The 25,164-nt window shown below is 65.3% G+C and carries 24 protein-coding genes; 15 read left to right on the forward strand and 9 right to left on the reverse strand.

Annotation, left to right across the window (positions count from 1 at the left end):
• Positions 1-88 precede the first annotated feature (88 nt).
• The 3 genes from MKK62_RS25750 (at position 89) to MKK62_RS25760 (ending at position 3,106) form a co-directional block, all read left to right on the forward strand.
• Positions 89-1,129, forward strand: coding sequence for a hypothetical protein (locus tag MKK62_RS25750; RefSeq protein ID WP_240263097.1), 1,041 nt, complete (start codon positions 89-91; stop codon positions 1,127-1,129).
• Between the two features lie 83 nt (positions 1,130-1,212).
• Positions 1,213-2,820, forward strand: a complete 1,608-nt coding sequence (locus MKK62_RS25755) for a (2,3-dihydroxybenzoyl)adenylate synthase (RefSeq protein WP_240263096.1) — start codon at positions 1,213-1,215, stop codon at positions 2,818-2,820.
• Between the two features lie 100 nt (positions 2,821-2,920).
• Positions 2,921-3,106: a hypothetical protein gene (locus tag MKK62_RS25760; RefSeq protein WP_260060456.1), complete on the forward strand. Its 186-nt coding sequence runs from the start codon at positions 2,921-2,923 to the stop codon at positions 3,104-3,106.
• Position 3,107: 1 nt separating this feature from the next.
• On the opposite strand, the gene MKK62_RS25765 is transcribed toward MKK62_RS25760, so the two are convergent.
• The 7 genes from MKK62_RS25765 to MKK62_RS25795 all read right to left on the reverse strand — a co-directional run bounded on the left by MKK62_RS25765 (position 3,108) and on the right by MKK62_RS25795 (position 11,460).
• Positions 3,108-4,025 (reverse strand): LLM class F420-dependent oxidoreductase, encoded by a 918-nt coding sequence (locus tag MKK62_RS25765; protein ID WP_240263094.1) that lies wholly within the window; start codon positions 4,023-4,025, stop codon positions 3,108-3,110.
• Positions 4,026-4,141: 116 nt separating this feature from the next.
• On the reverse strand, positions 4,142-5,089 hold the full coding sequence (locus MKK62_RS25770) for an aldo/keto reductase (RefSeq protein ID WP_240263093.1): 948 nt from the start codon (positions 5,087-5,089) through the stop codon (positions 4,142-4,144).
• Between the two features lie 215 nt (positions 5,090-5,304).
• On the reverse strand, positions 5,305-6,387 hold the full coding sequence (locus MKK62_RS25775; protein ID WP_240263092.1) for a metallophosphoesterase: 1,083 nt from the start codon (positions 6,385-6,387) through the stop codon (positions 5,305-5,307).
• Positions 6,384-7,232, reverse strand: coding sequence for an ABC transporter permease (locus MKK62_RS25780; RefSeq protein ID WP_240263091.1), 849 nt, complete (start codon positions 7,230-7,232; stop codon positions 6,384-6,386). Before MKK62_RS25780 ends, MKK62_RS25775 begins: the two co-directional genes overlap by 4 nt.
• The gene (locus MKK62_RS25785) at positions 7,222-7,956 is read right to left on the reverse strand and encodes an ABC transporter ATP-binding protein (RefSeq protein ID WP_434085120.1); all 735 of its coding nucleotides are present in this window, start codon (positions 7,954-7,956) and stop codon (positions 7,222-7,224) included. Before MKK62_RS25785 ends, MKK62_RS25780 begins: the two co-directional genes overlap by 11 nt.
• Before the next feature lie 59 nt (positions 7,957-8,015).
• Complete coding sequence (locus MKK62_RS25790; protein ID WP_240263089.1) at positions 8,016-9,035, reverse strand: ABC transporter substrate-binding protein; 1,020 nt, start codon at positions 9,033-9,035, stop codon at positions 8,016-8,018.
• 94 nt (positions 9,036-9,129) lie between these two features.
• Positions 9,130-11,460 carry a DUF3604 domain-containing protein gene (locus MKK62_RS25795; protein ID WP_240263088.1) on the reverse strand — a complete coding sequence of 777 codons (2,331 nt, stop codon included), beginning with the start codon at positions 11,458-11,460 and terminating at the stop codon, positions 9,130-9,132.
• Positions 11,461-11,537: 77 nt separating this feature from the next.
• Between MKK62_RS25795 and MKK62_RS25800 the strand changes: the two genes are divergently transcribed.
• The 6 genes from MKK62_RS25800 to MKK62_RS25825 are packed head-to-tail and all read left to right on the forward strand — an operon-like array spanning position 11,538 to position 17,705.
• Positions 11,538-12,473, forward strand: a complete 936-nt coding sequence (locus MKK62_RS25800) for a LysR family transcriptional regulator (RefSeq protein WP_240263087.1) — start codon at positions 11,538-11,540, stop codon at positions 12,471-12,473.
• A 32-nt stretch (positions 12,474-12,505) separates the two neighbouring features.
• Positions 12,506-13,489, forward strand: a complete 984-nt coding sequence (locus MKK62_RS25805) for an alpha/beta hydrolase (protein WP_240263086.1) — start codon at positions 12,506-12,508, stop codon at positions 13,487-13,489.
• 2 nt (positions 13,490-13,491) lie between these two features.
• Entirely contained in the window at positions 13,492-14,337 is an 846-nt protein-coding gene (locus tag MKK62_RS25810; protein ID WP_240263085.1) for an SDR family NAD(P)-dependent oxidoreductase, read from the forward strand.
• A 29-nt stretch (positions 14,338-14,366) separates the two neighbouring features.
• A complete protein-coding gene (locus tag MKK62_RS25815; RefSeq protein ID WP_240263084.1) occupies positions 14,367-15,287 on the forward strand; it encodes a ferritin-like domain-containing protein in 921 nt (306 codons plus the stop codon).
• Entirely contained in the window at positions 15,284-16,786 is a 1,503-nt protein-coding gene (locus MKK62_RS25820) for a flavin-containing monooxygenase (protein ID WP_286670877.1), read from the forward strand. Before MKK62_RS25815 ends, MKK62_RS25820 begins: the two co-directional genes overlap by 4 nt.
• Positions 16,787-16,790: 4 nt before the next feature.
• Positions 16,791-17,705 (forward strand): MerR family transcriptional regulator, encoded by a 915-nt coding sequence (locus tag MKK62_RS25825; RefSeq protein ID WP_240263082.1) that lies wholly within the window; start codon positions 16,791-16,793, stop codon positions 17,703-17,705.
• On the opposite strand, the gene MKK62_RS25830 is transcribed toward MKK62_RS25825, so the two are convergent.
• Positions 17,702-19,060 (reverse strand): salicylate synthase, encoded by a 1,359-nt coding sequence (locus MKK62_RS25830; protein ID WP_240263081.1) that lies wholly within the window; start codon positions 19,058-19,060, stop codon positions 17,702-17,704. The genes MKK62_RS25825 and MKK62_RS25830 overlap by 4 nt on opposite strands.
• On the opposite strand from MKK62_RS25830, the gene MKK62_RS26640 reads away from it, so the two are divergent.
• Together MKK62_RS26640 and MKK62_RS25835 are read left to right on the forward strand one after the other, a co-directional pair.
• Complete coding sequence (locus tag MKK62_RS26640) at positions 18,990-19,241, forward strand: hypothetical protein (protein WP_491562396.1); 252 nt, start codon at positions 18,990-18,992, stop codon at positions 19,239-19,241. The genes MKK62_RS25830 and MKK62_RS26640 overlap by 71 nt on opposite strands.
• Before the next feature lie 36 nt (positions 19,242-19,277).
• Positions 19,278-20,552 (forward strand): HNH endonuclease, encoded by a 1,275-nt coding sequence (locus tag MKK62_RS25835; protein WP_240263080.1) that lies wholly within the window; start codon positions 19,278-19,280, stop codon positions 20,550-20,552.
• 1 nt (position 20,553) lies between these two features.
• On the opposite strand, the gene hemW is transcribed toward MKK62_RS25835, so the two are convergent.
• The gene (gene hemW, locus MKK62_RS25840; protein WP_240263079.1) at positions 20,554-21,726 is read right to left on the reverse strand and encodes a radical SAM family heme chaperone HemW; all 1,173 of its coding nucleotides are present in this window, start codon (positions 21,724-21,726) and stop codon (positions 20,554-20,556) included.
• 168 nt (positions 21,727-21,894) lie between these two features.
• Here hemW and MKK62_RS26550 point away from each other — a divergent pair, with 168 nt between their 5' ends.
• The 4 genes from MKK62_RS26550 to MKK62_RS25855 all read left to right on the forward strand — a co-directional run bounded on the left by MKK62_RS26550 (position 21,895) and on the right by MKK62_RS25855 (position 25,149).
• Complete coding sequence (locus MKK62_RS26550) at positions 21,895-21,951, forward strand: hypothetical protein (protein ID WP_350355768.1); 57 nt, start codon at positions 21,895-21,897, stop codon at positions 21,949-21,951.
• A gap of 113 nt (positions 21,952-22,064) precedes the next feature.
• Entirely contained in the window at positions 22,065-23,726 is a 1,662-nt protein-coding gene (locus tag MKK62_RS25845) for a nitrite/sulfite reductase (RefSeq protein WP_240263078.1), read from the forward strand.
• Entirely contained in the window at positions 23,723-24,454 is a 732-nt protein-coding gene (locus MKK62_RS25850) for a phosphoadenylyl-sulfate reductase (RefSeq protein WP_240263077.1), read from the forward strand. The genes MKK62_RS25845 and MKK62_RS25850 overlap by 4 nt, the downstream gene beginning before the upstream one ends.
• The gene (locus MKK62_RS25855) at positions 24,451-25,149 is read left to right on the forward strand and encodes a sirohydrochlorin chelatase (protein ID WP_240263076.1); all 699 of its coding nucleotides are present in this window, start codon (positions 24,451-24,453) and stop codon (positions 25,147-25,149) included. Before MKK62_RS25850 ends, MKK62_RS25855 begins: the two co-directional genes overlap by 4 nt.
• Positions 25,150-25,164: the final 15 nt, after the last annotated feature.

Genomic DNA, 25,164 nt, shown 5'->3' on the forward strand with positions numbered 1-25,164 from the left:
CTATTGTGGCTCAGTTAAATCTCAGGTAGCCTCGCGTTCCGCCTGGTTATGGCGCGATATCCACTTATGCTCACTTAAGGAGATGCTTGTGCATCCAGCTGTCCCGTTCCCCTCGACAGCGGCCCACGCGGGTCGACTGATGGTCGCCGGCCTAGCGGTCGTCGGCGCTGGCCTGTTCGCGCTCGACGCGCCGACCGGTGATTCGCTGGTCCGACACCACGACGTGAAGCTGGTCTCCGGTGAAGTCGACTGGACCACGTTCCTGAGCAACACCGAGGCGAACTTGGCCACACTCCAGACCGAGGCCACCACGTCGAGCACCGAGTTGTCGACAGCACTGGGAAACGTGTCGGACGCCTTCAGCACACAGATCAGCACTGCCCTGACCGGCTTTGACACCGGAATCAACAATGCGCTCTTCGGTGGCTGGTACGGCGGCGACGACGGCTACGTCTTCGGACTGTTCGGCGGGGAGCCCGTTCTCGGTGGACCTACCCCCGGCGTCACCGGCAGCCTGCTGGCGACGCTGGCGACCGATTTCCAAAACATTTCGACCAACCCCAATGGGAGCGAGCAGCTCTTCAGCGACTTCAACGCATACTCGCTGGAACTGCTGGACCACACGCTCAAGCCACTGTTGTCACCCCTCCTGGACGAGACCACCAAGGGCGTGACGACGCTGTCGATCCCGGTCGAGCTGTCGCAGATCCAGACCAACCTGCTCGAGGCGTTCGGTAGCTACAACGAACTCAAGGACCTCGCGCAGACCGTGCTGTCCCCGGAAATCAGTGGCTTCTTCGCCCTCACCGCCGACCTGGACGACATCAACGCTGCCATGACGGCGGGCGACAGCACCCTGGCCATGACCGACCTGAACAACCTGGGCTCCGACGTGCTCAACGCCGTGGTCAATGGCTATGACGCGGGCGTGAACCCGGTCAACGGTGTCGAGAACATCTTCCCGGGGCTGATCAACGCCGGCAGCTTCCTCGACGAGCTGTACACGACGTGGACCACGCAGTTCATCGACGCGCTGGGTTCGCTGGCGACCGAGTCGGCGACCGCGGGCGCGTCCGAGGCTGTCACGACCGCCGTCCCCGATTTGTTCACCGGGCTGCTTAGCTTCTAGGCAGGCGACGCACGCTGGGCGGGATGGACGTTCGTCGTCCATCCCGCCCTTTGCATCCCGGGGAACCGAACTGGAGGCAAGAGATGCTCGATGGCTTCGTGCCGTTTCCGCCCGACCGAGCGGCGGCCTACCGGGCTTCGGGCTATTGGCGCGGCCGACCCGTCGACTCACTGCTGTCGGACGCCGCTCAACGCTGGCCCGCGGGTACCGCGGTAGTCGACGCCGACGGACCCACTCGGCTGACCTTCATTGAACTCGACGAACGCGCCAACCGCGCGGCAGCCGGCTTGGCCGAGTTGGGTATCGCTGCCGGCGATCGGGTGTTGCTGCAGTTGCCCAACACCCCGGCATTCGCCGTGGCACTTTTCGGGCTACTGCGCATGGGCGCCATCCCGGTGATGTGCCTGACCGGTCACCGTGCCGCAGAACTAGGACACTTCGCCGCCGTCAGCGAGGCCACCGCGCTGATAATCCCTGACAAGGCAGCCGGTTTCGACTACCGGCCGATGGCCCAAGAGCTCGCGCGCGACCATCCCGCGCTGCGCCACGTCATCGTCGACGGTGAACCCGGACCGTTCGTCACCTGGTCTCAGGTATGCGCGAGCGCCGGCCAGACGCCGGCCCAGCTGCCCGACCCGGACTCCCCCGCCCTGCTGCTGGTGTCGGGCGGCACGACCGGCACACCGAAGCTCATCCCCCGCACGCACAACGACTACGTCTACAACGCCACCGCCAGCGCTGAGCTCTGCGAGCTCACATCCGACGACGTGTACCTGGCGGCTCTGCCTGCGGCACATAACTTTCCGCTGGCCTGCCCCGGGCTGCTCGGCGCGATATCGGCCGGCGCCACGACGGTGTTCCTGACCAACCCCAGCCCGGAATCGGCGTTCGGCGCCATCGCGCGCCACGGCGTCACCGTCACCGCCCTGGTGCCGGCGCTGGCGAACCTGTGGGCACAGGCCACCGAATGGGAGCCGGAAGCGCCGACTTCGCTGCGGTTGCTGCAAGTCGGCGGCGCCAAGCTGGAAGCCGTTGACGCGCAACGGGTCCGCGAGACACTGACCCCGGGCCTGCAACAGGTGTTCGGCATGGCCGAAGGTTTGCTGAATTACACCCGCCCCGGCGACCCGCCCGGTGTCGTCGACCACACTCAGGGGCGTCCGCTGTGTCCCGACGACGAACTGCGCATCGTCGACGACGCGGGCCACCCCGTCGCCGCGGGTGCCGAGGGTCAATTGCTGGTGCGCGGCCCCTACACCTTCAACGGGTACTTCCGCGCCAACGAGGCGAACGCCACCTCTTTCGACCCGCAGGGCTTCTACCGCAGCGGCGATCTGGTCCGCGAACATCCCGGTGGATATTTAGAAGTCACCGGCCGAGTAAAAGACGTCATTCACCGCGGCGGTGAAACCGTCCCGGCGGCCGAACTGGAAGAACATCTGCGTTGCCATCCCGCGATTGCCGCAGCCGCGGCGGTGCCGCTGCCCGACCCCTACCTTGGCGAGAAAATCTGCGCTGCAGTTGTTTTCGTCGGAAGCTCGATCACGCTGGCCGAGCTGAATGCCTTCCTCGACCAACGGGGGGTGGCCCGGCATGCACGACCCGATGTGCTTACCGCGATGGCGTCGCTACCGACCACTGCGATCGGCAAAGTGGACAAGAAAGCGATCGCCAGGCAATTACACTCTTAGAATTCGTCGGCGAATTCATCGAGTTGCGACAGAGATTCTTTACCTTTCGGACTTAATCTCAATCTCAGCGTTATTTTTCGCGCTGCGACGAGATGGAGAAATGACAGTGAGTATTGACAGCATGTCGCCCCCGGTCAGCAGCCGTGTCGAGGCGAAGCGGTCAGTCATGTCGATCGCGTTCTCGGTGCTGGCGACCGGAGCGGCAATCTTCGGCGCGGGTGCGGCGCTGGCGTCGCCGTCGAGCATGAGCCCCGGCGACGGCCTTCTGGCGTTCAACGTCGAGTAATTCACAGAGTCGCCGCAAGACTCCATAGCGCTTCGTGATCGGCCGTGTCGGCGCGATCCAGCGGACTGAGAGTCAGCTCGGTAGCGCCCGCGTCCTGGTACGACTTCAGCTTCTGCACAACGGATTTCGCCGATCCGATTGCCGCAAGGTCGGTAATGCTATCCACCCCCTCCCGGGCAATGACATTGCGGTAGGACGGGATGGACTCGTAGAAGCTCAGCTGTTGCGCCGCAATAGCGTTGGCCTTATCGATATCGCTCGATACCAGGACGGGCACCGCGGTGATGACCTGCGGCGCCGGCCGACCGGCGTCGGCCGCGGCTTTGGCGATGGTCGGCACGATGAATTCGCCGATCGTGCGCGGACCCGCCAGATACGGAATGGTGCCGTCGGCGAGCTCGCCGGTGACCCGCAATGCCTTCGGGCCCATCGCCGCCACATAGACCGGGATCGGGGTGCCTCCGGCGACCTGCACCGGCCAGGTCGGGCTGGCGCTGATCTCGCTGCCGTGGAAGTCGACGCTTCCGCCGTCGAAGACCGACCGCAGGATGGTCAGATGCTCACGCAGACGAGTGATGACGCGAGGCCAGTCGCTGCCGAACGCGGGACGTTCGATAACGCGCGCCCCCAGTCCAAGTCCGAGATTGAAGTTGCCGTGTGTGGCGGCCTGCGCAGTCTGCGCCAGCTGCGCGACGATCAGCGGATGTCGCGGATTGATCGGCACCACCGACGTGCCGACGGCTAATCCGGGTATCGCGGCGCCCACGAGACCCGCCAGCGAGATGGCGTCATAGCTGAGCTGCTGGGCCAGCCACACCTTCCTGACGCCGAGTTCGTGCGCCCGTCTGGCTTGGTCGAGGACGTCGTCGACGAGATTGGCGGCACCGGGACGTGGGATAAGAAGCACTCCAGCAGACATGGCGGGCGTAACGCATCACGGTAGTCAGCCATTCCTGTGCCTCGCCCGCAACCGCTGCAACGATCCCGTCGGCGGACGAGGTCATCGGGGCGATCTCGACGTCGACGGCGTGACGGTCAGCTGCCAGTGGGCACCTCGGCGAATCCCGGCTCCCCGCCCTCGACAACCGAATTGAACCGGAAACGTGTCTCCAGCCTTTCGTTGATGTCGACGATCGCACTCTCGGGGATCGCCGACACATCGAAGTTTTCACTGATGCGCGCCGGGTTGACCGAGCCCGTCAGAACGGCGCTGCCGCGCTGAATGCCCCACGCCAGCAATACCTGTGCGGGCGTCTTGCCCACTTGTCGCGCGATCGAAACGATCAGCGGGTCGTCGAGCAGTCGCGGCTCCAAGGCGTGACCGAGGGAGGCGAACGCCACCAAGACGATGCCGTCCGTCTCGCGCAAACGGTGAAGCTCCCACTGCGGGTGGTAGGGATGCGACTCGACTTGGACGACGGCCGGTTTGATCCGGGCGGTATCGGCAATCCGCTTGACGCCTTCGACATCGATGTCCGACAACCCTATTGCTTTGGTAAGCCCCTGATCCACAAGGCTTTCCATCGCCGCCCAGGTCTCTTCCAATGTCACGCCGTCGTCATAGATGACCGCGCCGTGGACGTCCCGCGGATCCTGATCGTCACCGGGCCTGAAGGCGAACGGGGTATGCACGAGGTACAGGTCGACGGCTTCCAGCCCGAGCCTTCTGAGGCTGGCCTGCAGCGCCGGCTTGACCCGCTCCGGGCGATGGTTGTTGTTCCACAACTTTGTCGTAACGAACAGTTCGTTGCGACTCACGGTGCCGTCGGCGAACAGGTCCTGCAGCGCCGCCCCCACCTCGGCCTCGTTGCGATACCGCTCGGCCGCGTCCAGGTGCCGGAAGCCGACCTTCACCGCGGCCGTGACAGCACTCCGCGTCTTGCTTCGATCGGACAATGATGTCCCGAAGCCGAGCGCCGGCATCCTGCTCACACCATCGTTCAGGCCGAATGCGACGCGGTTCAGATCCTCGTTCAGTGCCATCCCTATCAGCTCCACTTCTATAGATGACCAGTCGTCTATTCAACATGGCCCGACAACTCGACATTCCCGCGGGCATTCAGCGCAGTAGCGCGGCAATGGTGTCGGTTTCGAAGCGGACCCTGCTGCGGATCACTTTGCCCCGCAGTGCGGCCCCATCCCAAGCCTCGGTGAGCGGGAGGCAAGGTCGTCGGCGTCGGGAGCCCTCCGACGAACCACTACCACCGAAACGGTCGATCGAGCGTCAACGTTCTCTCCGCCTTCGGGTACCAGCCCTGCGGGGCGAACTGACTGGTGTGCAGGTAACACTGCACGCGCACCTGGCTGCTGCCCGGCTCGAAGGTCAACAGACGGCTGATCGGCAACGTGGTGATCGGCATGTGGTGGCGGCTCAACGAGGCCACGTTGAGAAACCAAGTACCCCAACGTTGTTCGATGTGTGTCTTGCCGCCAAAGGAGTCCTCGGGATGGGTGTGAGTGTGACCGGCGAGCCAGAGCGCCACCCGGCCCGGGCGCTCCGCCAGGACGGACTCGAATGCCGCCGAATCTGGTTTGCTGTCGACCCAATACAGGTATGAGGCCCCGTTGGGCGTGCCGGCTTCGAAGGGGCGATGGTAGTGCTCCACCAATTCGCCGGTGGCGCAGCGGCGAACGCCTTCCCATTCACCGGACGCCACCGTGGTGTCCTTCAAGACGTAGTGGTGCACGGAGATGATGACGGCGTCGGGGTTGTCGTCGACCATCGATGTCCACCAGTCGAAGGTCTCACCGGTGACGACGCCGCCCGGGTTTCCGCCCAGCGTTCCGCGTCCGACCGACTGACTGGGCTCGTTGCGGTCACTCATCATCAGGAACAGCAGGTTGCCGACCCGGAAGCTGTACCGCTCCCAGGTTCCGTCGACTGGATACGGTCGCGCCTTGGGGTCGACTCTGGAGAACTCGGTGTGCTGCCCGAGTGGGTCGACCCACTTCTGCCACCACCACGCGTCGGGTTCGGTGAGCCCGCTGCGATCGTGGTTCCCGCACACGCTGTAGATGTCCTCCCGCCGGTGCGTTCGCAGCGCAGCCAACTGCGCAACGACCTCTTCGCCTTCGGCGTCATCCGGTAGCTGGTGGTGGGCCCCGGACATATCGCCCACGTCGACGGCGATATCCCACTCGAAGGGCGGCCCGCCATCGGAGCCACCGACTTCCGAGTGTGTGATCGCCTCAGCCAAACTGCTTCGGCCGTAGGCCTTGTCGGTGCCGACGTGAGCATCGCCGAACGCCCACAGCCGAAATGGCCGAGACTGCGCCGTCACGATTCGTCTGAACCAACGAGGCCCCGCCGCCGGCGGACTTCGCGATCCAGCAGGGTGAACAGGCCGTCGATCACGATTCCCAAGACCAGGATCACGATCATGATCGCGATGGCGGCGGGCATGTCGGACAGATTCTGCGCGTTCTCGAGCAAGACTCCGATCGACGCGGTGTTGGCGACGATGACGACCAACTCGCCCGACATCAGACTGCGCCACGCGAACGCCCAGCCCTGTTTGAGACCGGTCACCAGGACGGGTAGTGAGGCCGGCAAGATCAAATACCGGTACAGACCAAATCCCTTGAGCCCCATCATCGTCGCGGCGCGGCGCAGTAGCGGCGGAATGTTGTCGCTGCCGGCGATCACCGCGATCGCGATCGCCGGTGCCGTGCCGATCACGATGACGAACAGAATCGCTGAGGTGCTGAGCCCGAAGAAGATGATTGCGAACGGAAACCACGCGATGGCCGGCATGGTCTGCATGCCGGTGATGATCGGTCCGAAAGCCGCGCGCAGCATCCTGCTCCTGGCCACCGCGATACCCACCGCGAGGCCTATCACGGCCGCCAGGCCGAACCCGTAGACGGCTCTTCCCATGGTGGTCTCGACGGCCTGCCAAAGCAGCGGCTGACGGGCCTGGGCCCAGAGGCTGGCAAGTGTCGTCGCTGGACTGGGCAGTACGAACGATGGCTTCCAGCCGCTCAGGTAGACCGCCTGCCAGAATGCGAGGACGACCAGCAGCCCGACTCCGGGCGCCCACAGGGACCGGACACGCCGCCGGCCAGTGGGTTTCGCCGAACTCGACGTCTCGTTGCGGGAGTCGACGCGGTTTTGATCAAGCACCATTGCCGACCTCCGTGCCCTCGAGGTCGGCGGTGATCGCCGCGGCCAGCGCCGAGATGTGCGCGCCGTCGATGGTTCGCGGACGCGGAAGGTCCACGGCGTGATCGGCGATGATGCGACCGGGCCGGTTGCTCAGCACGACGACCCGGTCGGCCAGGCGCACCGCCTCCTCGACGTTGTGCGTCACGAACAAGACCGTCAGGCCGGTTTCGGCGACGATCCGCTCCAGTTCACCGTGCAGCAGGTTGCGGGTGAGCGTGTCGAGCGCACCGAACGGTTCGTCCATCAGCAAGACGTCGGCGTCCTGAGCCAGCGCACGCGCAAGCGCCACGCGCTGACGCATTCCGCCCGATAGTTGGTGCGGTCGCGCGGCGGCAAAGCTGGTGAGCCCTACGACGTCCAGCAGCTCCGCCACCCGAATTCGTCTCTGCCCTTTGGGTATTTTGCGCGCGCGCAGCGCCAGCTCGATGTTGCCAGCCGCCGTCAGCCACGGGAAAAGCGCCGGCTCTTGAAACATGAACGCCACCCGTTGATCACCGGTACTGACGTCGCCGGAGCTGGGCTGGTCGAGGCCGGCGACCAATGACAGCAACGTGCTTTTGCCACAGCCCGATGCACCGACGAAACAGACGAATTCGCCTTGTGCCACGCTGATGGAAACGTCCTGCAACGCCGTCACCACGGAGCTGCCGCGACCGTATGCCTTGGATACGCCGGAGAGCCGAATCAGGGAATCCACGGCTGGTCTCGACATCGCCGGGCATTCACGGGTATTCGTGCGGCCGCTCACGATGTGACCTGAGGCCGGCCGACTGCCTTCAGCACGTCGTTGAGCGGATGCGGATCGAAGAGCCCGTCGAGCGTCAAGGGTTTGAGCAGTCCGACCGCGACCGACTTGTGCACAAGGTCGTTCAGCGATGCCACGTCCGGATCGTTGGTGAAGGTCGTCTCCTGGAAGGAGCCGTCCAGGACGTCGGCGTCGAGGCCCTTGCCGAGGTTCTTCGCCAACGCGTTGTTGGCCGCCTGCTTTGCCGCTGCCGGGCTGTCGTGGATGAGCTGGTCGGCTTCGACCTGGCCTCGCAGCAATCCGGACACGGCGTCAGGATGCGCGGCCAGGAATTCTTGGCGCACAACGAGAATGGTGATGGTCCCGGTCGCCGGCCACAGCTTCACTCCGCCGGCTTTGACCATCTGCACGTCATAGGGCGCGGACTCCACCGCACCGGCGATCTGGTTGGAGGTGAACTCCTGCACGATGGCCGACTCGGGTTTGGTGGGCTTGATGAAGACGTCACCGCCGCCTTGCGTATTCGTGTGCAATCCGTTGTCTTGCAACCAGCTTCTCAAGAGCACATCGTGGTTGCCGCCCAGCGCCGGATCGGCGACGGTCTTGCCGCGCAGCTCCTGTGCGGACGTGATTCCAGGCTTGACGACGAACGACGTTCCCCCCTTCGCCGATCCGGAAATGATCCTGATCGCGGTGCCGCCCGATTTCTGCCATGCATTGAACGCCGGATTGGGGCCGACGTAGGCGGCGTCGATCTGTCCGGCGAGCAGAGCAGTCGCTTCGGCGGTCCCCTGCTCGAAAGGCTGGGCTTCGAACGTCACCCCGGATCCCAGATTCTTGACGAACAGGCCGCGGTCGATCCCGACCAGCGCCGAGGCATGGGTGATCCGGGTCAAATAGCCAAGGCGAAGAGTGACTTTCGCGTTGGAGCCGGTGGTCGCGGCGTGCCCGCAGCCGGTCAGCATCGCCGCGACGGTCGCAACACTCAGGGTGAAACGTGTGAGCTTCGGAAGCGCCATTGTTCTCCTTGGAGCAGGGTGCAGGATCCGTGTGGACGCGCCGTGCCGGCGGGGGCGCGGTCAGCCGGTCAGCGACAAGAGGTGAAAACGAGCATTATTCGGCCTGGGTACGGCTGATGAACAGCGGGCTGGTCCACACCTGATGCCCGTCGGTTTGCCGTGCCCGCAGGTAGACGGCGGTATCGGCGACCGGCAGGTCGATGGTCAGGTTTCCGTTCACGGTGATGGGAAGGTCGGCGAATTCGGCGACTCGCTCCACCCGCAGCGTGAGGTTGAGCCCTCCGACGGCGACCTCGCGATGGCCGGTGGACAGCAGATCGGTCCCGCTGAGCTCGAGGTTCACCTGATGACCGTCCTCGTCGACGGCGGCGTCGACGCGCAATTGGGCGTTGGCCAGGTCGCTGAGCCGGACGACGACCCCGATATCGCTGCCGAACGTCTGCGTGCGCCACGTGACGTCGCTTCGGTCTCGCTCGAAGATCTGCTCGGGATGCGTTGCCGCCCAGGGCGTGACCTCGTCGATGGCGCTGCCGGCGACCGTGAGCCGACCGGTCCAGGTCGCCCACCGGTAGCGGTCCCGATGCCGTGCGCCGCCCCATCGGAGACGCACCAGCGAGTCGGACAAACCACGCTCGGTGTGCAAGTCACGGCGATACAACAGCCCCGTGGGGTCCCAGATCTGGACCTCTTCCCAGCCCGCCGTTCCATAGAGCGTGTAATCGGCAGCCAGTTCGGCTGCAGTGCAGTCGATCTCGTCACCCATCCAATTCACACCGCTACGCAGCAGGGCCACGGCACGCGCGCCGGTGGTAGCCCAGGTCCGCCGTGCCCGTAGGGTCCGTCCGACGTCCTCGCGAGTGAGCTCGGGCGCCAGCACACCGGTGAGGCCGCCGTGCCCACCAAAGATGTTCGCCCCCGGCGCACCGCCACCGGGTCGTCCGCGATGCTCGTCGCTGGCGGCGCTGGCTCCGAGCCGCAGTCCGCGAGCCATCGCATCCTCGAAGAACCACGGGCTGGTACCCCAGGCGGAATGCACTTCGATCAAGCGCTCCAGCTGGGGGTGGTGCCAGTCCAGGATTGCGCGCCGCCCACCCACATGCGGGATCAACAGGTACGAGTCGGGATCCTTGTCGTATGCCGCATACAACTGGGTGATCGGCCAGTTCTGCGGGATAGGCGCCGAGGCCGTCATCCCTAGATGCCATTCGAGGGAACGCGCCAGTGTCGTGTCGTCCCGGAGAAAGACGACGTTGTGATCGCCGCCCACACCGGCCGTTCCGCACCACTCCACCCCGGGGTAGCAGACGAGTCGGCCATCCTCATTGATGTCGCGACAGGCCGCCACGACGTCAGCCCAGACATCGTCGGTGATCTGAAAGTCGTTGGCGGTGTAGCCGATCACGTCCAGGGCGCCGATATCGCGTCCGTAGCTCAAGTTCCAGGGGGTGTTCTGGGTGCCCACCGTGTCGTTGGAGTGCACGTGCAGATCGGCGAATAGCGCTCGGGGCGAGGGGAACTCGTCGATGACGTCCAGGTAGCACCGCGCATTCTCGAGCGCACCGGTTGCGGTATGCGCGACGATGTCCACGCAGCGATGCTCCGCCGGCACGGTCAGGGTAACCGCTGCCCACCCTTGGCTCGGGAAGTCTGCCGAGGCGACGTCGACGCCGCCCACCCGTGCCCGCGCGCCGGCGCTGACGTCGCGGCACGCGTTGCCCCAGCGGTCCTGCAGGTGCACACGCAGGTCGGCGGTAGCCGAGTCGAAGCGCAGCAGCCTGGGCCCGTAGGCCTCGACTCGTGCCGGCGGACCGGGAACGATCGCCAGCCGCGACAATGCCGCACGCGCCATCCGCGACGTTCCCAGCGGATCGACGAAAAGATGGAATTCGAACTCGTCTTCGACGAAGGTTTGCACGCGAGTGCCGGGCCCGCCGAATCGACGGTCCCCCAAGCGTATTTCGATGGTGTCGCCCGGTCTCAGGTATCCGTCGACGACGTGGATCAGCAGCGCCTTCTGAAACGGCCGCTCGCCGCCTTTGACGTCGTAACGAATCTTGAGCTGCTGCACGGTGGCCACAGCGCCTTCCGACGCGTGACCGACCAGCGACCGAGCGGTCACTCGCGCCGAGGCGAAGTCGCGTCCCTGGGCGTCGGTGGTCTGCAAGTCCCAGTCCGAGTAAAACCGAAAACAGAGTTTCAACCAACCGCTGTCGGCGATCCCCGATTGGCCGACGGTATAGGTGAAGATCAACTCCTCGATCGAGCCCGCGACCGCCGTGGACGTCGAGCAGGTCAACTCGCCCAGGAACGGCAGCGCGCTCAACTCGCTCGTGACGGCTTCGCGCACAGTCAAGTCCGAGCAGTCATTGGTGCCCGGCCCCGCGGCTGACCGCGCGGACACCCGTACCGGCGATGACGACGACATTCGCCAATTCTCGCGCCGCACCACTGCTCAGTCCAACGCATAGATATGATCAGATTCATTATCGAAAGTGAACAATCATGAACCTACAGCAGTTGCGTTATGCCGTCGCGCTCGCTGATGCCCAGAGCTTCACGAAGGCTGCGGTCAACGAATACGTCGTGCAGTCGGCGCTGAGCCAGCAACTCCGCAAGCTCGAGGACGAGTTGGGCGTCACGCTCTTCGAACGCACCACGCGGAAGGTGTCGCCCACGCAGGCCGGGGAGTCGCTGTTGCCGTTGATGCGCCAGGTGATTGCCGGCATCGAGCGCATCAAGTTCGACGCCCAAGCGATCGGCGGCACCATCGCGGGCCGGCTGACGGTCGGCATGATGGAAGTGCCGTCCGAGAGCCTCGATGTGGCGGCGCTGATGGCCACCTTCCATCATCGCTATCCCGAGGTCACCGTGACGCTGCGTAGCGGCGGCAGCGATCTGCTGGTCGACGCCGTCCGCGATCGAACGCTCGACGTCGCAATCGTCGGCTCGAACCTGCCGTCAGCAACCGACCGGCTGACGTTCACCCGGTTGTTCATCGAGCCCCTTGTCGCGGTGCTGCCGGCCGGCCACCCGTTGGGTGAGGAAAACGAACTGCGCCTGGACCAGTTGGCGTCGCAACCGTTCATCGACTTCCCCCCGGGCTACGGCCTGCGCCGCGAGACCGACCGCGGATTTGCCGACGTATCACGCCAAGTCGCATTCGAAGTGACCCGCGTCGACGAAGTGATCCATTTCGTCCGGAGGAGTCTCGGGGTGGCGCTGCTACCGGAATCCGTCGCCGCCTCTCGCATCGGAGACGATGCGCGCTTGGTGCTGCGTCCGGTTGCGGGGGCCGAGCTCTCGCGACAGGTCAACCTCGTCGCACCGAGCAAAGCCGTGAGAACGCCTGCGTCGCAAGCCTTTATCGACTGCCTGGGCGACCACATCGGTGGTGGGTCAGTAACCACTCCCGACACGCTGCCACAACGTTGCCATTGACGAATGTCACCATTAGGTGTTGACTCTCTCGCATGACAGAGTCAGTGCCGACTCGCGGATCGTTGCGATCTCGTTCCGCAGCGTTGGTGAGTATGGCGACATTGCGGCAGGTCAGCGCGGTGCTACCACCCGAGCAAGCCTGGGGATTGTGGGCGTCACGGCGAATCATCGCCGGCATCATGGATGCCTTCGGACCTTCACTGGCCGGGACGCGCATCGAGCACATCGACGTGCACCACGATGGGCGTCGCGTTGTCGGTGAGTGGGTGCGCGCCCCCGGCGTCTCGACGAGCCGGGGCGCCATCTACTACGTCCACGGCAGTGGCTTCGCATTGTGCTCGCCGCGGACTCACCGTCGACTGACGTCGTGGCTGTCGCAATTGACCAGGTTACCGGTCTTTACGGTCGATTACCGGCTGGCACCACGACACCGCTTCCCCGCCGCGGCCGACGACGTGCGAGCCGGGTGGAGCTGGCTCACCGCCCAGGTGCCGCCGGAACACATTGTGATTGCTGGTGATTCGGCTGGCGGGCACCTGTCGGTCGACCTACTGTTGCAACCCGACGTCGCGGCCAATGGTCCGGCGGCGCTCGTGCTGTTCTCGCCGCTGATCGACCTGACCCTCGGACTTGCCCGGGCGCGAGAAGAATTGCGCTGCGACCCGGCCATCCGGGCAAAAGACGCGGCGCGTCTAGTTCGGCTGTACAGCAGGGGAATCGATCCCGCTCACCCGCGGCTGAGACTCGACGTCGCCAACGGGCCCACTCTGCCGCCCACCCTCATCCAGGCCGGCGGCGCCGAATTCCTGCTCGCCGACGCGCGCCACCTCGCCGCCGACATCCGCACCGGTGGCGGACGGTGCACGTTGCAGGTGTGGCCGGATCAAGTGCACGTCTTCCAGGCGCTGCCGCGGCTGACTCCGGAGGCCGCCAAGGCCATGGCGCAGGCCGCCAGTTTCATCGCCAACGCATTGCGCGACAGCAACATCGAAACCATCACAGGGAAGGCGGGCTGAGAATGATCGGGCCGTTCGGCAAGTCACCCAAAGTCAGCCACCACGCGCGGGCGGTGGTAACCGGCGCGGGCAGTGGAATCGGGGCAGCGTTCGCGATCGAACTCGCCAAGCGCGGTAGCCGCGTCGTGTGCAGCGACATCGACGAAGTCGCCGCCAAGCGAACTGTCACAGCGATCGGCGAGTTCGGTGGTGACGCCGTCGCGATCGCTTGTGACGTCACCCAATTCGACGCTGTCCAGGATCTGGCGGTGCAGTCGCAGTCGTGGTTCGGGGCCGCACCCACGCTGGTGATCAACAACGCCGGTGTCGGATCCGGCGGTGCCCCGATCGGTGAACTGCCGCTGGAGGACTGGCAGTGGGTGCTCGGAATCAACCTCTGGGGCCCGATTTACGGCTCGCACGTCTTCGCGCCCATCCTGCGGACGGGCGACACCGAGGTCCCGCGGGGCATCATCAACGTCGCCTCAGCCGCCGCGTTCGGCGCCGCACCCGGCATGGGCGCATACAACGTCAGCAAGGCCGGCGTGTTGATGCTCTCGGAAACCCTCGCGGCCGAATTGTCCGGCAGCGGAGTCAAGGTCACTGTGCTGTGCCCTACCTTTGTCAAGACCAACATCGTCGAGGCCGGCCGCATCTCGGCCAATGCCACGAAACTCGCCAACCGCGTGATGAAGTTGACCGGGTTCACCGCCGAAAAAGTCGCCAAGACCTGCCTGGACGCACACGACCGAGGCGATCTGTACTGCATGCCGCAACTCGAGGCGAAGTTCGGCTGGAACATCAAGCGACTGGCGCCGGGGACCTACACCCGCGCCGTCGGCATTCTCAACCGCATCGCGCCGCTCTGAGCGCGACCCACCGAAAAGGAGTGGCAGTTATGACTATTGACATGGAAGCAATGCTGGCCAAAATCAAGGACCGGCAGTGGGCCCTGGCCGACATCGACTGGGATGCACCGGGTGCCGAGATGATCACCGACGAGCAACGGCCGCAGCTCAAAGCGTTCATGGCCGATCTGTGCTGGATCGAAAACATCGGCGCCCGGGGCTTCGCGGCGCTGGCCAAGAAAGCGCCGACGCCGACTATCGGCGAGATCTACCGCTACTTCCATGCCGAGGAGCAGCGTCATGCCAACGCGGAACTGGCGTTGATGAAGCGCTGGGGGATGCTCGAGGACGGTGAAGTTCCCGAGCCAAATGTCAACATCCGGTTGGCCATCGACTGGCTGGACCGCTGGGCCGACGACATGCCATTGTCGTTGCTGGGCACCGTGATTCCGATGCTCGAGGTCGCACTCGACGGGGCGTTGCTGAAGTTCCTGCTCGACGAGGTGCACGACCCGGTGTGCCACCAGGTGTTCGAGAAGATCAACAACGACGAGTCACGGCACCTGGTCGTCGATTTCGAGGTCCTCAATTTGATCGGCCACGCGAAGATCCGGCGGTTGCTCATCGACTTCGTCGGGCACCACGCCACGCCGGGCCTCATCATCGGCGCAATCATGGGTGCGCCGCTGATCAACCGGATCCGCAACGAGATCACCGACATGGGAATGGAACCCGAGCGGTTGTACAGGGCGGTCAAGCGGTTCAAGGAACTCGGTGACCGCGGCGAGAAGACACGACGGGTACCGACATACCGGTTCCTGCGGAGCTATGCCGGCGTCGTGACCAACCCCCGCCACCCCTACCACCTGCTGGCCAACTCCATGGTCTGGTTGTCCGACCGATACCCACGTCCGCTGCTGCCCCCGGTACCCAGCTGGGTCCGGGAAGTCACCCACGAGCCGGCGGCGTGACCATGGCAAGAGCACAGACATACGAAACCCTCATTGTCGGAGCCGGTTTCAGCGGCCTCGGCGCGGCGATCAAGCTGGCTCAGGCCGGTGTCGACGACATCGTCATCCTCGAGCGCAGCGACCGGGTCGGCGGAACGTGGCGCGACACCAGCTATCCCGGCGCCAGTTGCGACATCCCGTCGCTGCTGTACTCGTTCTCGTTTGCCAAGAACCCCAGTTGGTCGCGGACCTACTCACCGGCCGACGAGATACGCACCCACCTCGAGGAGATGACCGACCGGTTCGACATCCGTCGCCGCATCGAGTTCGGGCAGGAAGTCACCGGGCTGTCCTTCGACGAGGACGCCGGGGTCTGGACCGCGACCACCGCCGCCCGTAAACGCTTTCGGGCCCGCACGGTGGTGCTGGCGTCCGGCCCACTACCGGACTCCAGCTTCCCCGACATCCGGGGCATCGACTCCTATGGAGGCCACAAGATCCACAGCGCGCGCTGGGACTCCGACTATGACTTCACCGGCAAGCGAGTCGGTGTCATCGGCACCGGGGCCAGCGCCATCCAGATCGTCCCCGAACTAGTGAAGCAGGCCGAGTTCGTCAAGGTGTTCCAGCGCACCCCGGGCTGGGTGCTGCCCCGCTTCGACTTCCCCACTCCACCGGCAGTGCAGACGGCGTTCGCCAAAGCTCCTGCGGTGCAACAACTCGCCCGCCAAGCGTTGTTCTGGGGCCACGAGGCGAGCGCGACGGCGCTGGTCTGGAACACCCCGTTGACGTCCCTGGTCGCGCGACTGGGCAAAATGCATCTGCGCCGACAGGTCAAGGACCCGTGGCTGCGTCGCCAACTGACGCCCGACTTCACCCCGGGCTGCAAGCGCATGCTGGTGTCCAGCGACTACTACCCCGCCCTGCAGCGCGACAACTGCAAGCTGATCGACTGGCCCATCGCCACGCTGAGCCCGGTTGGTCTGCGCACTAGCGACGGCATTGAGCACCACCTCGACTGCATCGTGTTCGCCACCGGCTACGACGTACACCTCACCGGTCCGCCGTTTCCCGTCACCGGTCTGGGAGGACGGTCGCTGAGCGCCGAATGGGCCGACGGCGCACAGGCTTACAAAAGCGCCAGCGCGCACGGCTACCCGAACCTGTTCTTCATGACCGGCCCGAACTCAGGTCCCGGGCACAACTCGCTGCTGGTCTACATCGAAGGCCAACTCGACTACGCCGTCCGCGGCATCACCACCATCCTGGACAACGAGCTGCGCTATCTCGACGTCCGCCACGACGTGCAGCGCCGCTACAACGAACGCATCCAGCGGCGGCTGACCAAGACGACCTGGATGTCGGGATGCAGCAGCTGGTATCTGACCAAGGACGGACACAACGTGTCGATGTATCCGGGATTCGCGACGCAGTATCTTCGACAGATGCGCGACTTCCAGTACGCCGACTACGAAGCGGTCGAGCACTCCCCCGCCATACCCGTGAGTTCCTCGGCCTGACGTGATGGCGCCCGACCGACCGCCCCGCCCGGAAACCGGCGCTATAGCCGGCATTCTGGCGACTCTTCGGCGCGCGCCCAAGCGCGTTCGGCGTCAATCGCGGGAGGTCGTCGAGACCGCAGTGGCGCAATTGTTCGATGCGGCCGTGCGTTACCCCCACGGCACGCCAGGCTCTGGGGAGTACCGCATCGAAGACCTGGCCCGGCTGGCCGGCACCACCACCCGCAACATCCGGGTGTACCGCGACCGTGGGCTCCTGCCGCCGCCGCTGCGGGTCGGTCGCATCGCCCTGTTCAACGACACCCATCTGACGCGGCTGCGTCTGATCACCTCCATGCTGGACCGCGGGTACAACATCGCTCACGTGCGAGAAATGCTCAGCGCCTGGGAAGAGGGCAAGGATCTCGGCGATGTGCTCGGGCTGGAAAGTGCCATCGTCGGCACCTGGACCAGTGAGAAGTCGCGAACCATGCCTCTGGAGGAGGCGCAGCGACTCGTCAACGACAGCAACGCTTTTGACCGCCTGGTGAACCTGGGCGTCATCCATGTCGACGACGGACAGGCCACCATCACCCGGCCGAAACTGATCGAGGCGTTCAACGAGGTGCGCGGCTACGGCATGAGCATGGACAAGCTCGTCGACCTGCACGAGCACATTTCACCGTTGATCGACCAGATCAGCGAGATGCTGGTCCGCGCCGGGGCCGAACACGTCGCCGACCGGATCAAACCCGGCGAAGCGCTGCCCGCCGACACCGAGATCGCCGAACTGATCACCATGTTGGTGCGGTTTCGCACCCAGGCGGTGTCGTCGGTGACGGCGACCTTGGCGTCGTCGATCGAGACGACCATCGAGTCGCTGGTCAGTCAGATTCTGGCGGAATACTTGGAACGCTCACCCGAGGCCGACGCCGGCTAGTTCGCCGGACGGGCCACCAGGTGCGGGGCGAGCGTGGCCAGCTTTTCGCAGGTCTCTTCGAATTCGCGGCCGGGTTCCGAGGCGGCGATGACGCCGGCGCCGGCGCGTAGCCAGGTCCGGCCGTCACGTTCGTAAACGGTCCGCAGCGTCAGCGCCGCATCCAATCCGCCGTCGGCCGAGAACCGAACCACCGCACCCGAATACAGTTCTCGGGGACTTTCGTCGAGCCGAAGGATGGCCTCCACGCCGGCGGCCTTGGGGATGCCCGACGCGGTAACGGCGGGAAACAGAGTCTCCAGGGCGTCCATCCGGTCTTTCGACGCGTCGAGACGGCCGGTGACTGTCGAGCCGAGATGTTGCACGCTGCCGCGCTCGCGCACGGTCATGAAATCCACCACCGCGGAGCTGCCGGCCTCGGTGACCTCGTCGATCTCCTGCAGTGAGCTGCGCACCGACAGCGCATGCTCGACAATCTCTTTGGTGTTGGACTCCAGGTCTGCCCGGGCCTCACGGTCTCGTTCGGCGCCGCGGCCCAGCGCCCTGGTGCCGGCCAGCGGCTCGGTCACCACGACGCCGTCATCGTGCACCGCGGCGACAAGTTCGGGGCTGTAGCCCAGCGCTCGAAATCCGCCGAGGTGCAACAGGAACGAGCGCGCGGGCGTGTTGTTCAGTCGTCCTACCCGATACGTGGACGGAAAATCCAGTGCGAACGGCACATTGACGCAGCGCGACAAGATCACCTTGTGATAGCAGCCGGCCGCGATCTCGTCGATCGCGGTGGCCACCCGGCCGCGGAAGTCGGACGAGTCGGCGGACACGTCGACCGCTGACGGTGCGCGCAGCGGCGCCAGGCCCGTAGCGAGCAGTCGGCTCACCACCTCGAGCTGCCGACCGTCGGCGTCGAACAGCGCAACGGAGTTGTCACTGATGACGATGCGGGTGCGCGGCCAGAAAACCCGCGCCAACGGCGTCTGCGGGGCCAGTCGCTCCTGCAGGCCGAAGCGGTAGGCACCGAACTCGAAGGCAATCCAGCCGAAGGCCTCGTCGGTCTCGAGCAACAGTCGGTCTACGGCTTCGCCCAGCACCGGACCAGGCCTGCCGGACCAGGCCTGTCGCCGGGTGACACCGTCTTGGACGATGCGCAGTTCGTCGCTGTCGAGCTCGATCGTCGCAAGCGCGCCGATGGCAAGCACCCATCGGCCGTCGCGTTCGTAGAGCAGATACTGTTCGCCGTCGACCTCGGCAATCTCGGCTGCCAACTCGGCGGCCATGTCGGCCGGAGCGATGTCGTCCGGCAATGGAAACGACGCAGACGTGGCGTCTGCCGGGCTGGTTTCGACACCCACGTGGGTCACGGTTAGTAAATTTAGCCTAACCTATGCACAGGTGGGGAAGTCCGGTTGCCGAACGCGATTAACCGCTGGCCAGCAGGCTTTCGAAGAAGTGACCACGCACTTCTCGCCCGCCGCCTGGTCATCGGTGACGCACCGCCTGAAAGAGCCCGGGGTGTGTCGGCCGATGAACAACTCGCGATAAGAAGCTGTGTCGGCGGGGAGTGTTATAGTCGAACACATGTTCGAATCAATTGGGTCGGCCGACCCTCCCGCCGACGAGTCAGCGCTGGTCGATCGGATCGCACAGCTGGAGCGGATCAAATCGGCTGCTGCGGCCGGACAGGCGCGAGCAGCCGCGGCTCTCGACGCCGCCCGTCGCACCGCCGAAGCGGCCGCCGGCGTTCCCGCCGCACGGCGTGGGCGTGGGGTTGCCAGCGAAATAGCCCTGGCTCGGCGAGACTCCCCGGCTCGCGGAGGACGGCATCTCGGTTTCGCCAAAGCGCTGGTAAATGAAATGCCCTACACACTGGCCGCCCTGGAGTCCGGGGCATTGACCGAATGGCGTGCGACGCTGATCGTCCGGGAGAGCGCGTGCCTCGACGTCGACGACCGTCGAATCCTCGATGCCGAGCTATGCGGCGATGCCACCAGCCTGGACGGCATGGGCGATGCGCGAATTGCGGCGGCGGCCAAGGCAATTGCCTACCGGCTCGACCCGCATGCGGTCGTCGACAGGGCCGCCAAAGCTGAGACCGAGCGCACCGTCACCATCCGGCCCGCCCCCGACACGATGACTTACCTGACGGCCTTACTGCCTGTCGCGCAGGGAGTCTCGGTGTATGCGGCACTGCGCCGCGCGGCGGACACGACGTTCGACGACCGGTCCCGCGGACAAATCATGGCAGACACACTGGTCGAACGGGTCACCGGACGCAGCGCGGCGACGCCTGCACCGATCGCCGTGAACCTGGTCCTCTCGGACAGCACGCTTCTGGGCGGCGACAGCAACCCCGCGAACATCGTTGACTACGGCCCGATCCCGGCCGACGTCGCCCGCGGGCTGGTGTCCGCGGCATTGTCGGATCCGCAGTCGCGTGCCACGCTGCGCCGGCTCTACGCCCACCCTCGGTCCGGCGCACTGGTGGCAATGGAGTCGCGAGCTCGCAAATTCCCAGCCGGCCTGGCGAAATTCATCGGCCTACGTGATCAGCGATGTCGCACTCCATACTGCGATGCCCCGATCCGGCATCGCGACCACGCCACACCCCACGCCCGTGGCGGCGCGACCGCGGCCGCCAACGGGCTAGGCAAATGCGAGCGTTGCAACTACGCCAAAGAGGCGGCCGGCTGGCAGGTCACCACACGCCTCGACGAAACAGGCAAACACACAGCCGAATACGTCACACCGACCGGCCACCGACATACATCGAGTGCACCGCCAAGCGCTCCGGTGGTGGTGATCAGCGAGCTCGAAGTCAGCGTCGGCATCGCGCTGGCTCGCCATGCCGCCTAGCTCACCCGAGCAGGTTGCGTACGACGCCGTCAGCCAACAGCCGGCCACGGTCGGTGAGCACCAGGCGATCGCCGTTGCGCGAGAGCAACCCGTCGTCAACGGCAACTTCGGCGCGCGCACGCTCGGCGTCGGCGAGAAACTCGGTCGGCAGGCCCTGGCGTAGCCGGATCCTCAGCAACACGTCCTCGGTGTGCCGACTGCCGGCGTCCAGGTTTTCAAAGTCGGCCACAGGTAACGCTGCATTATCCAAAAGCTGCGCATAGCTGTTGGGATGCTTGACATTCCACCAACGCGTCGTACCCACGAAGCTGTGCGCGCCCGGCCCGGCGCCCCACCACTGCCCGCCGTCCCAGTAGCCGAGGTTGTGTCGGCATTCTCCGCCCGGGCGGCTCCAGTTGGACACCTCGTACCAGTCGAACCCCGCCGTCGAGAGCCTCTCGTCCAGTAGTTCGTAGCGGTGCGCCAGCACGTCGTCGTCGGGTTCGGCCAGCTCACCGCTGCGGACTCGACGCGCCAACGCCGTCCCCTCTTCGACGACGAGCGCGTAGGCGGACACGTGATCGACGCCGGTTTCGATCGCGGTATCGACCGAGCGCAGCACGTCGTCGTCGGACTCCCCCGGCGTGCCGTAGATGAGGTCGAGGCTGACGTGTTCGAAGCCTTCCGCAAGCGCTTCGCGGGCTGCGGCGGCCGACCGGTTCGGCGTGTGGATCCTGTCGAGGACGCCCAACACGTGCGGCGCCACCGATTGCATGCCCAGCGACACGCGAGTGCAGCCAGCCGCTCGCGCCGCCGCGAAGAAGTCCGGCCAGGCCGACTCTGGGTTCGCCTCGGTGGTCACCTCCGCGTCGGCTGCCAGGTCAAAATTGTCCGTCACCGATTGCAGCACCCTGGTCAGTCGCTGCGGCCCCAGCAGCGACGGCGTTCCGCCGCCGATGAATACGGTCTGCACCGTCGGTCCGCCCAACCGGGCAGCTGCCAACTCCAGTTCGGCGGCCAGCACCTGTAACCAGGCGTCGGGGTTGACACCACCCAACTCGGCGGGTGTGTAGGTGTTGAAGTCGCAGTAGCCGCAGCGGGTGAAACAGAACGGCACGTGCACATAGATGCCGAACGGCCCGTCGGGGTTCAGCTGCAGGTCGGGAAGTTCGACCGGCGAAGTGGATGCCGTCACGCCTTCCTAATATTCCGCAGCCTCAGCACGACCTCCAACCGGCGGACCCGCTGCGCATACTTTCGCTCACCATGAGGCAAAGTCACCCCTGGTAGTGGGAGTTCGCAGCATTCATGGCACAATGGTCGGGTGACCGTCGCCCACCGCAGCCAAATTCGCATTCCGTTGGTGGCGCGCCGTCATGTCGACTTCAAGCGCGTATGCAGCTGTCGCTGTCTGGCTTGACTTCGTAGACCCGCCTACCTGCACTTTCAGCTGGCTTCCGGATCTGCGCCGCCGGGACAGCCTCCGGTGGTATGCGCGCTCCGCGCCGGCTGCTCCACAGAGGAGATTGCCGAATGACGTCACCCCGCCCCGCCAAGAGCCAAGGCCAGTGGGCACTCGGTGAGCGCGAACCGCTCAATCCCAACGAGCAGTTCAAAAAGGACGACGACGCGCTCAACGTGCGCGACCGCATCCTGAACCACTACTCCAAGGCCGGCTTCGACAGCATCGAAAAGAACGACCTGCGAGGCCGGATGCGCTGGGCCGGGCTCTACACGCAGCGCGAACAGGGCTACGACGGCAGCTTCACCGGCGACGAGAACATCGACCTGCTCGAGGCCAAGTACTTCATGATGCGGGTCCGTTGTGACGGCGGCGCCATCTCTACCCAGGCCCTGCGCACGCTGGGCGAAATCTCGACTGAATTCGCCCGGGACACCGCCGACATCTCCGACCGGGAAAACGTGCAATACCACTGGATCCAGATCGAGGACGTCCCAGAAATCTGGGAGCGGCTGGCGGCAGTCGGCCTGCAGACCACCGAGGCCTGCGGCGACTGCCCCCGTGTGGTGCTGGGCTCGCCGCTAGCCGGCCGGTCACTGGACGAGGTACTCGATCCCACGCCGGCGATCGAAGAAATTGTCCGTCGCTACATCGGTAGCCCGGACTTTTCGAACCTGCCGCGCAAATACAAAACCGCGATCTCCGGCCTGCAGGACGTCGCGCACGAGATCAACGACATCGCGTTCATCGGCGTCAACCACCCCGAGCACGGGCCCGGTCTGGACCTGTGGGTCGGCGGCGGGCTGTCGACGAATCCGATGCTGGCGCAACGGGTCGGCGCCTGGGTGCCGCTGGACGAGGTTCCCGATGTCTGGGAGGCCGTCACCTCGCTGTTCCGGGACTACGGCTACCGGCGACTGCGGTCGAAGGCGCGGCTGAAGTTCCTGATCAAGGATTGGGGCATCGAGAAGTTCCGCCAGGTACTTGAAACGGAGTACCTCAAGCGCAAACTCATCGACGGCCCAGCCCCCGAGCCGCTGACCCGTCCGATCGACCACGTCGGCGTGCAGAAGCTGAAGAACGGTCTCAACGCCGTCGGTGTCGCACCGATCGCCGGCCGGGTGTCCGGGACGATCTTGTCGGCGGTCGCGGACCTGGCCGAACAGGCCGGCTCACAATTGGTGAGCTTCACGCCGTACCAAAAGCTGATCATCCTCGACGTCGCCGACGACAAGCTCGACGACCTGGTCGCCGGCCTCGACGCGCTGGGCCTGCCGCACCGGCCGTCACATTGGCGTCGAAACCTCATGGCGTGCACGGGAATCGAATATTGCAAATTGTCGTTCGCCGAGACACGAGTGCGCTCGCAGTCGCTGGTGCCCGAACTGGAACAGCGACTCGAAGACCTCAATGCACAACTCGATGTGCCGGTCACAGTGAATCTGAACGGCTGCCCGAACTCGTGCGCGCGCATCCAGATTGCCGACATCGGATTCAAGGGCCAGATGGTCGACGACGGCAACGGGAATTCGGTCGAAGGGTTCCAGGTTCATCTTGGCGGCAGCCTGGGACTGGACAGCGGTTTCGGGCGAAAGCTGCGGCAGCACAAGGTCAGCAGCGAGGAATTGGGCGACTACATCGACCGTGTGGTGCGCAACTTCGTCAAACAACGGCAGGGCGACGAGCGTTTTGCGAATTGGGCACTGCGCGCCGAGGAGGCAGATCTGCGATGAACGGGCTGACGGAAACCGACTTACGAGAGCTGGCCGAGAAGGGCGCCGCCGAACTCGAGGGCGCCAGCGCCCTAGACCTGTTGCGGTGGACTGACGAGAACTTCGGCGGCGTCGGCGGGCCCCGCTCCAGCGCGACCTGTAACTACGTAGTTGCCTCCAACATGCAGGACGCTGTGCTGGTCGATCTGGCCGCCAAGGTCCGTCCCGGCGTACCGGTGTTGTTCTTGGACACCGGATACCACTTCGTGGAAACCATCGGGACCCGCGACGCGGTCGAGGCCGTCTACGACGTACGCGTCTTGAACGTCACGCCGGAGCACTCGGTTGCCGAGCAGGACGAATTGCTCGGCAAGGATTTGTTTGCTCGTGAGCCCGGCGAATGCTGCCGGCTGCGTAAGGTCGCCCCGCTGGGTAAAGCGCTTCGCGGCTACTCCGCGTGGGTGACCGGCCTGAGGCGGGTCGAGGCGCCGACGCGCGCGAATGCGCCGCTGATCAGCTTCGACGAGGCGTTCGGACTGGTCAAGATCAACCCGCTGGCCGCCTGGTCCGACGAAGAAATGCAGACGTACATCGACGAGAACGACGTGCTGGTCAATCCGCTTGTCTACGACGGGTATCCGTCGATCGGCTGCGCACCGTGCACGGCCAAACCGGTCGAGGGTGCCGACCCGCGCAGCGGACGGTGGCAGGGACTGTCCAAGACTGAGTGCGGGCTGCACGCTTCGTGACCACCCTGGTTCTCGCGGCTCACGGGAGCAGAGATCCGCGGTCGGCGTCCAACGCGCGAGCGGTGGCCAACCAAATCCGGTTCATGCGGCCCGGACTGCGGGTCCGTGTCGCGTTCTGCGACCTGAACACGCCGCGCCTGGCTGACGTTCTCACACCGGCCGCGGTGGTGACGCCGTTCCTGCTGGCCGACGCCTACCACGCGCGCATCGATATTCCGCAGCAGATCGCCGATTGCGGTATGCCGGTCCGGCAAGCCGACGTGCTGGGTGAGGATGACCGGCTGGTATCGGTGCTATCCGAACGGCTCGCCGAATTGGGTGTCGACAGAGCCGATCCGGAGTTGGGAGTCGCGGTCGTGGCGATCGGCTCGACCCATCCGGCGGCCAATGCCAGGACAGCAACTGTCGCGGGCAAACTCGGCGCGGGCACCCAGTGGGCTGGTACGACAACGGCATTCGCCACCGGCAATGGTCCGTCGCCAGCCCAGGCAGCTGACCGATTGCGCCGCAACGGCGCCCGCCGCGTCGTCATCGCGCCATGGTTTCTCGCACCCGGCAAACTAACCGATCGCGTGGCGAAATACGCTGCGGCGAATGGCATTTCGATGTCGGCACCGCTCGGTAGGCATCGACTGGTAGCCGAGACGGTGCTCGATCGCTTCGACGCGGCGGTAGCCCTGCGCGCCGCGGCCTGAGAGTGGACTGTCTCG

Source organism: Mycobacterium paraterrae (genome assembly GCF_022430545.2).
GTDB lineage: Bacteria > Actinomycetota > Actinomycetes > Mycobacteriales > Mycobacteriaceae > Mycobacterium > Mycobacterium paraterrae.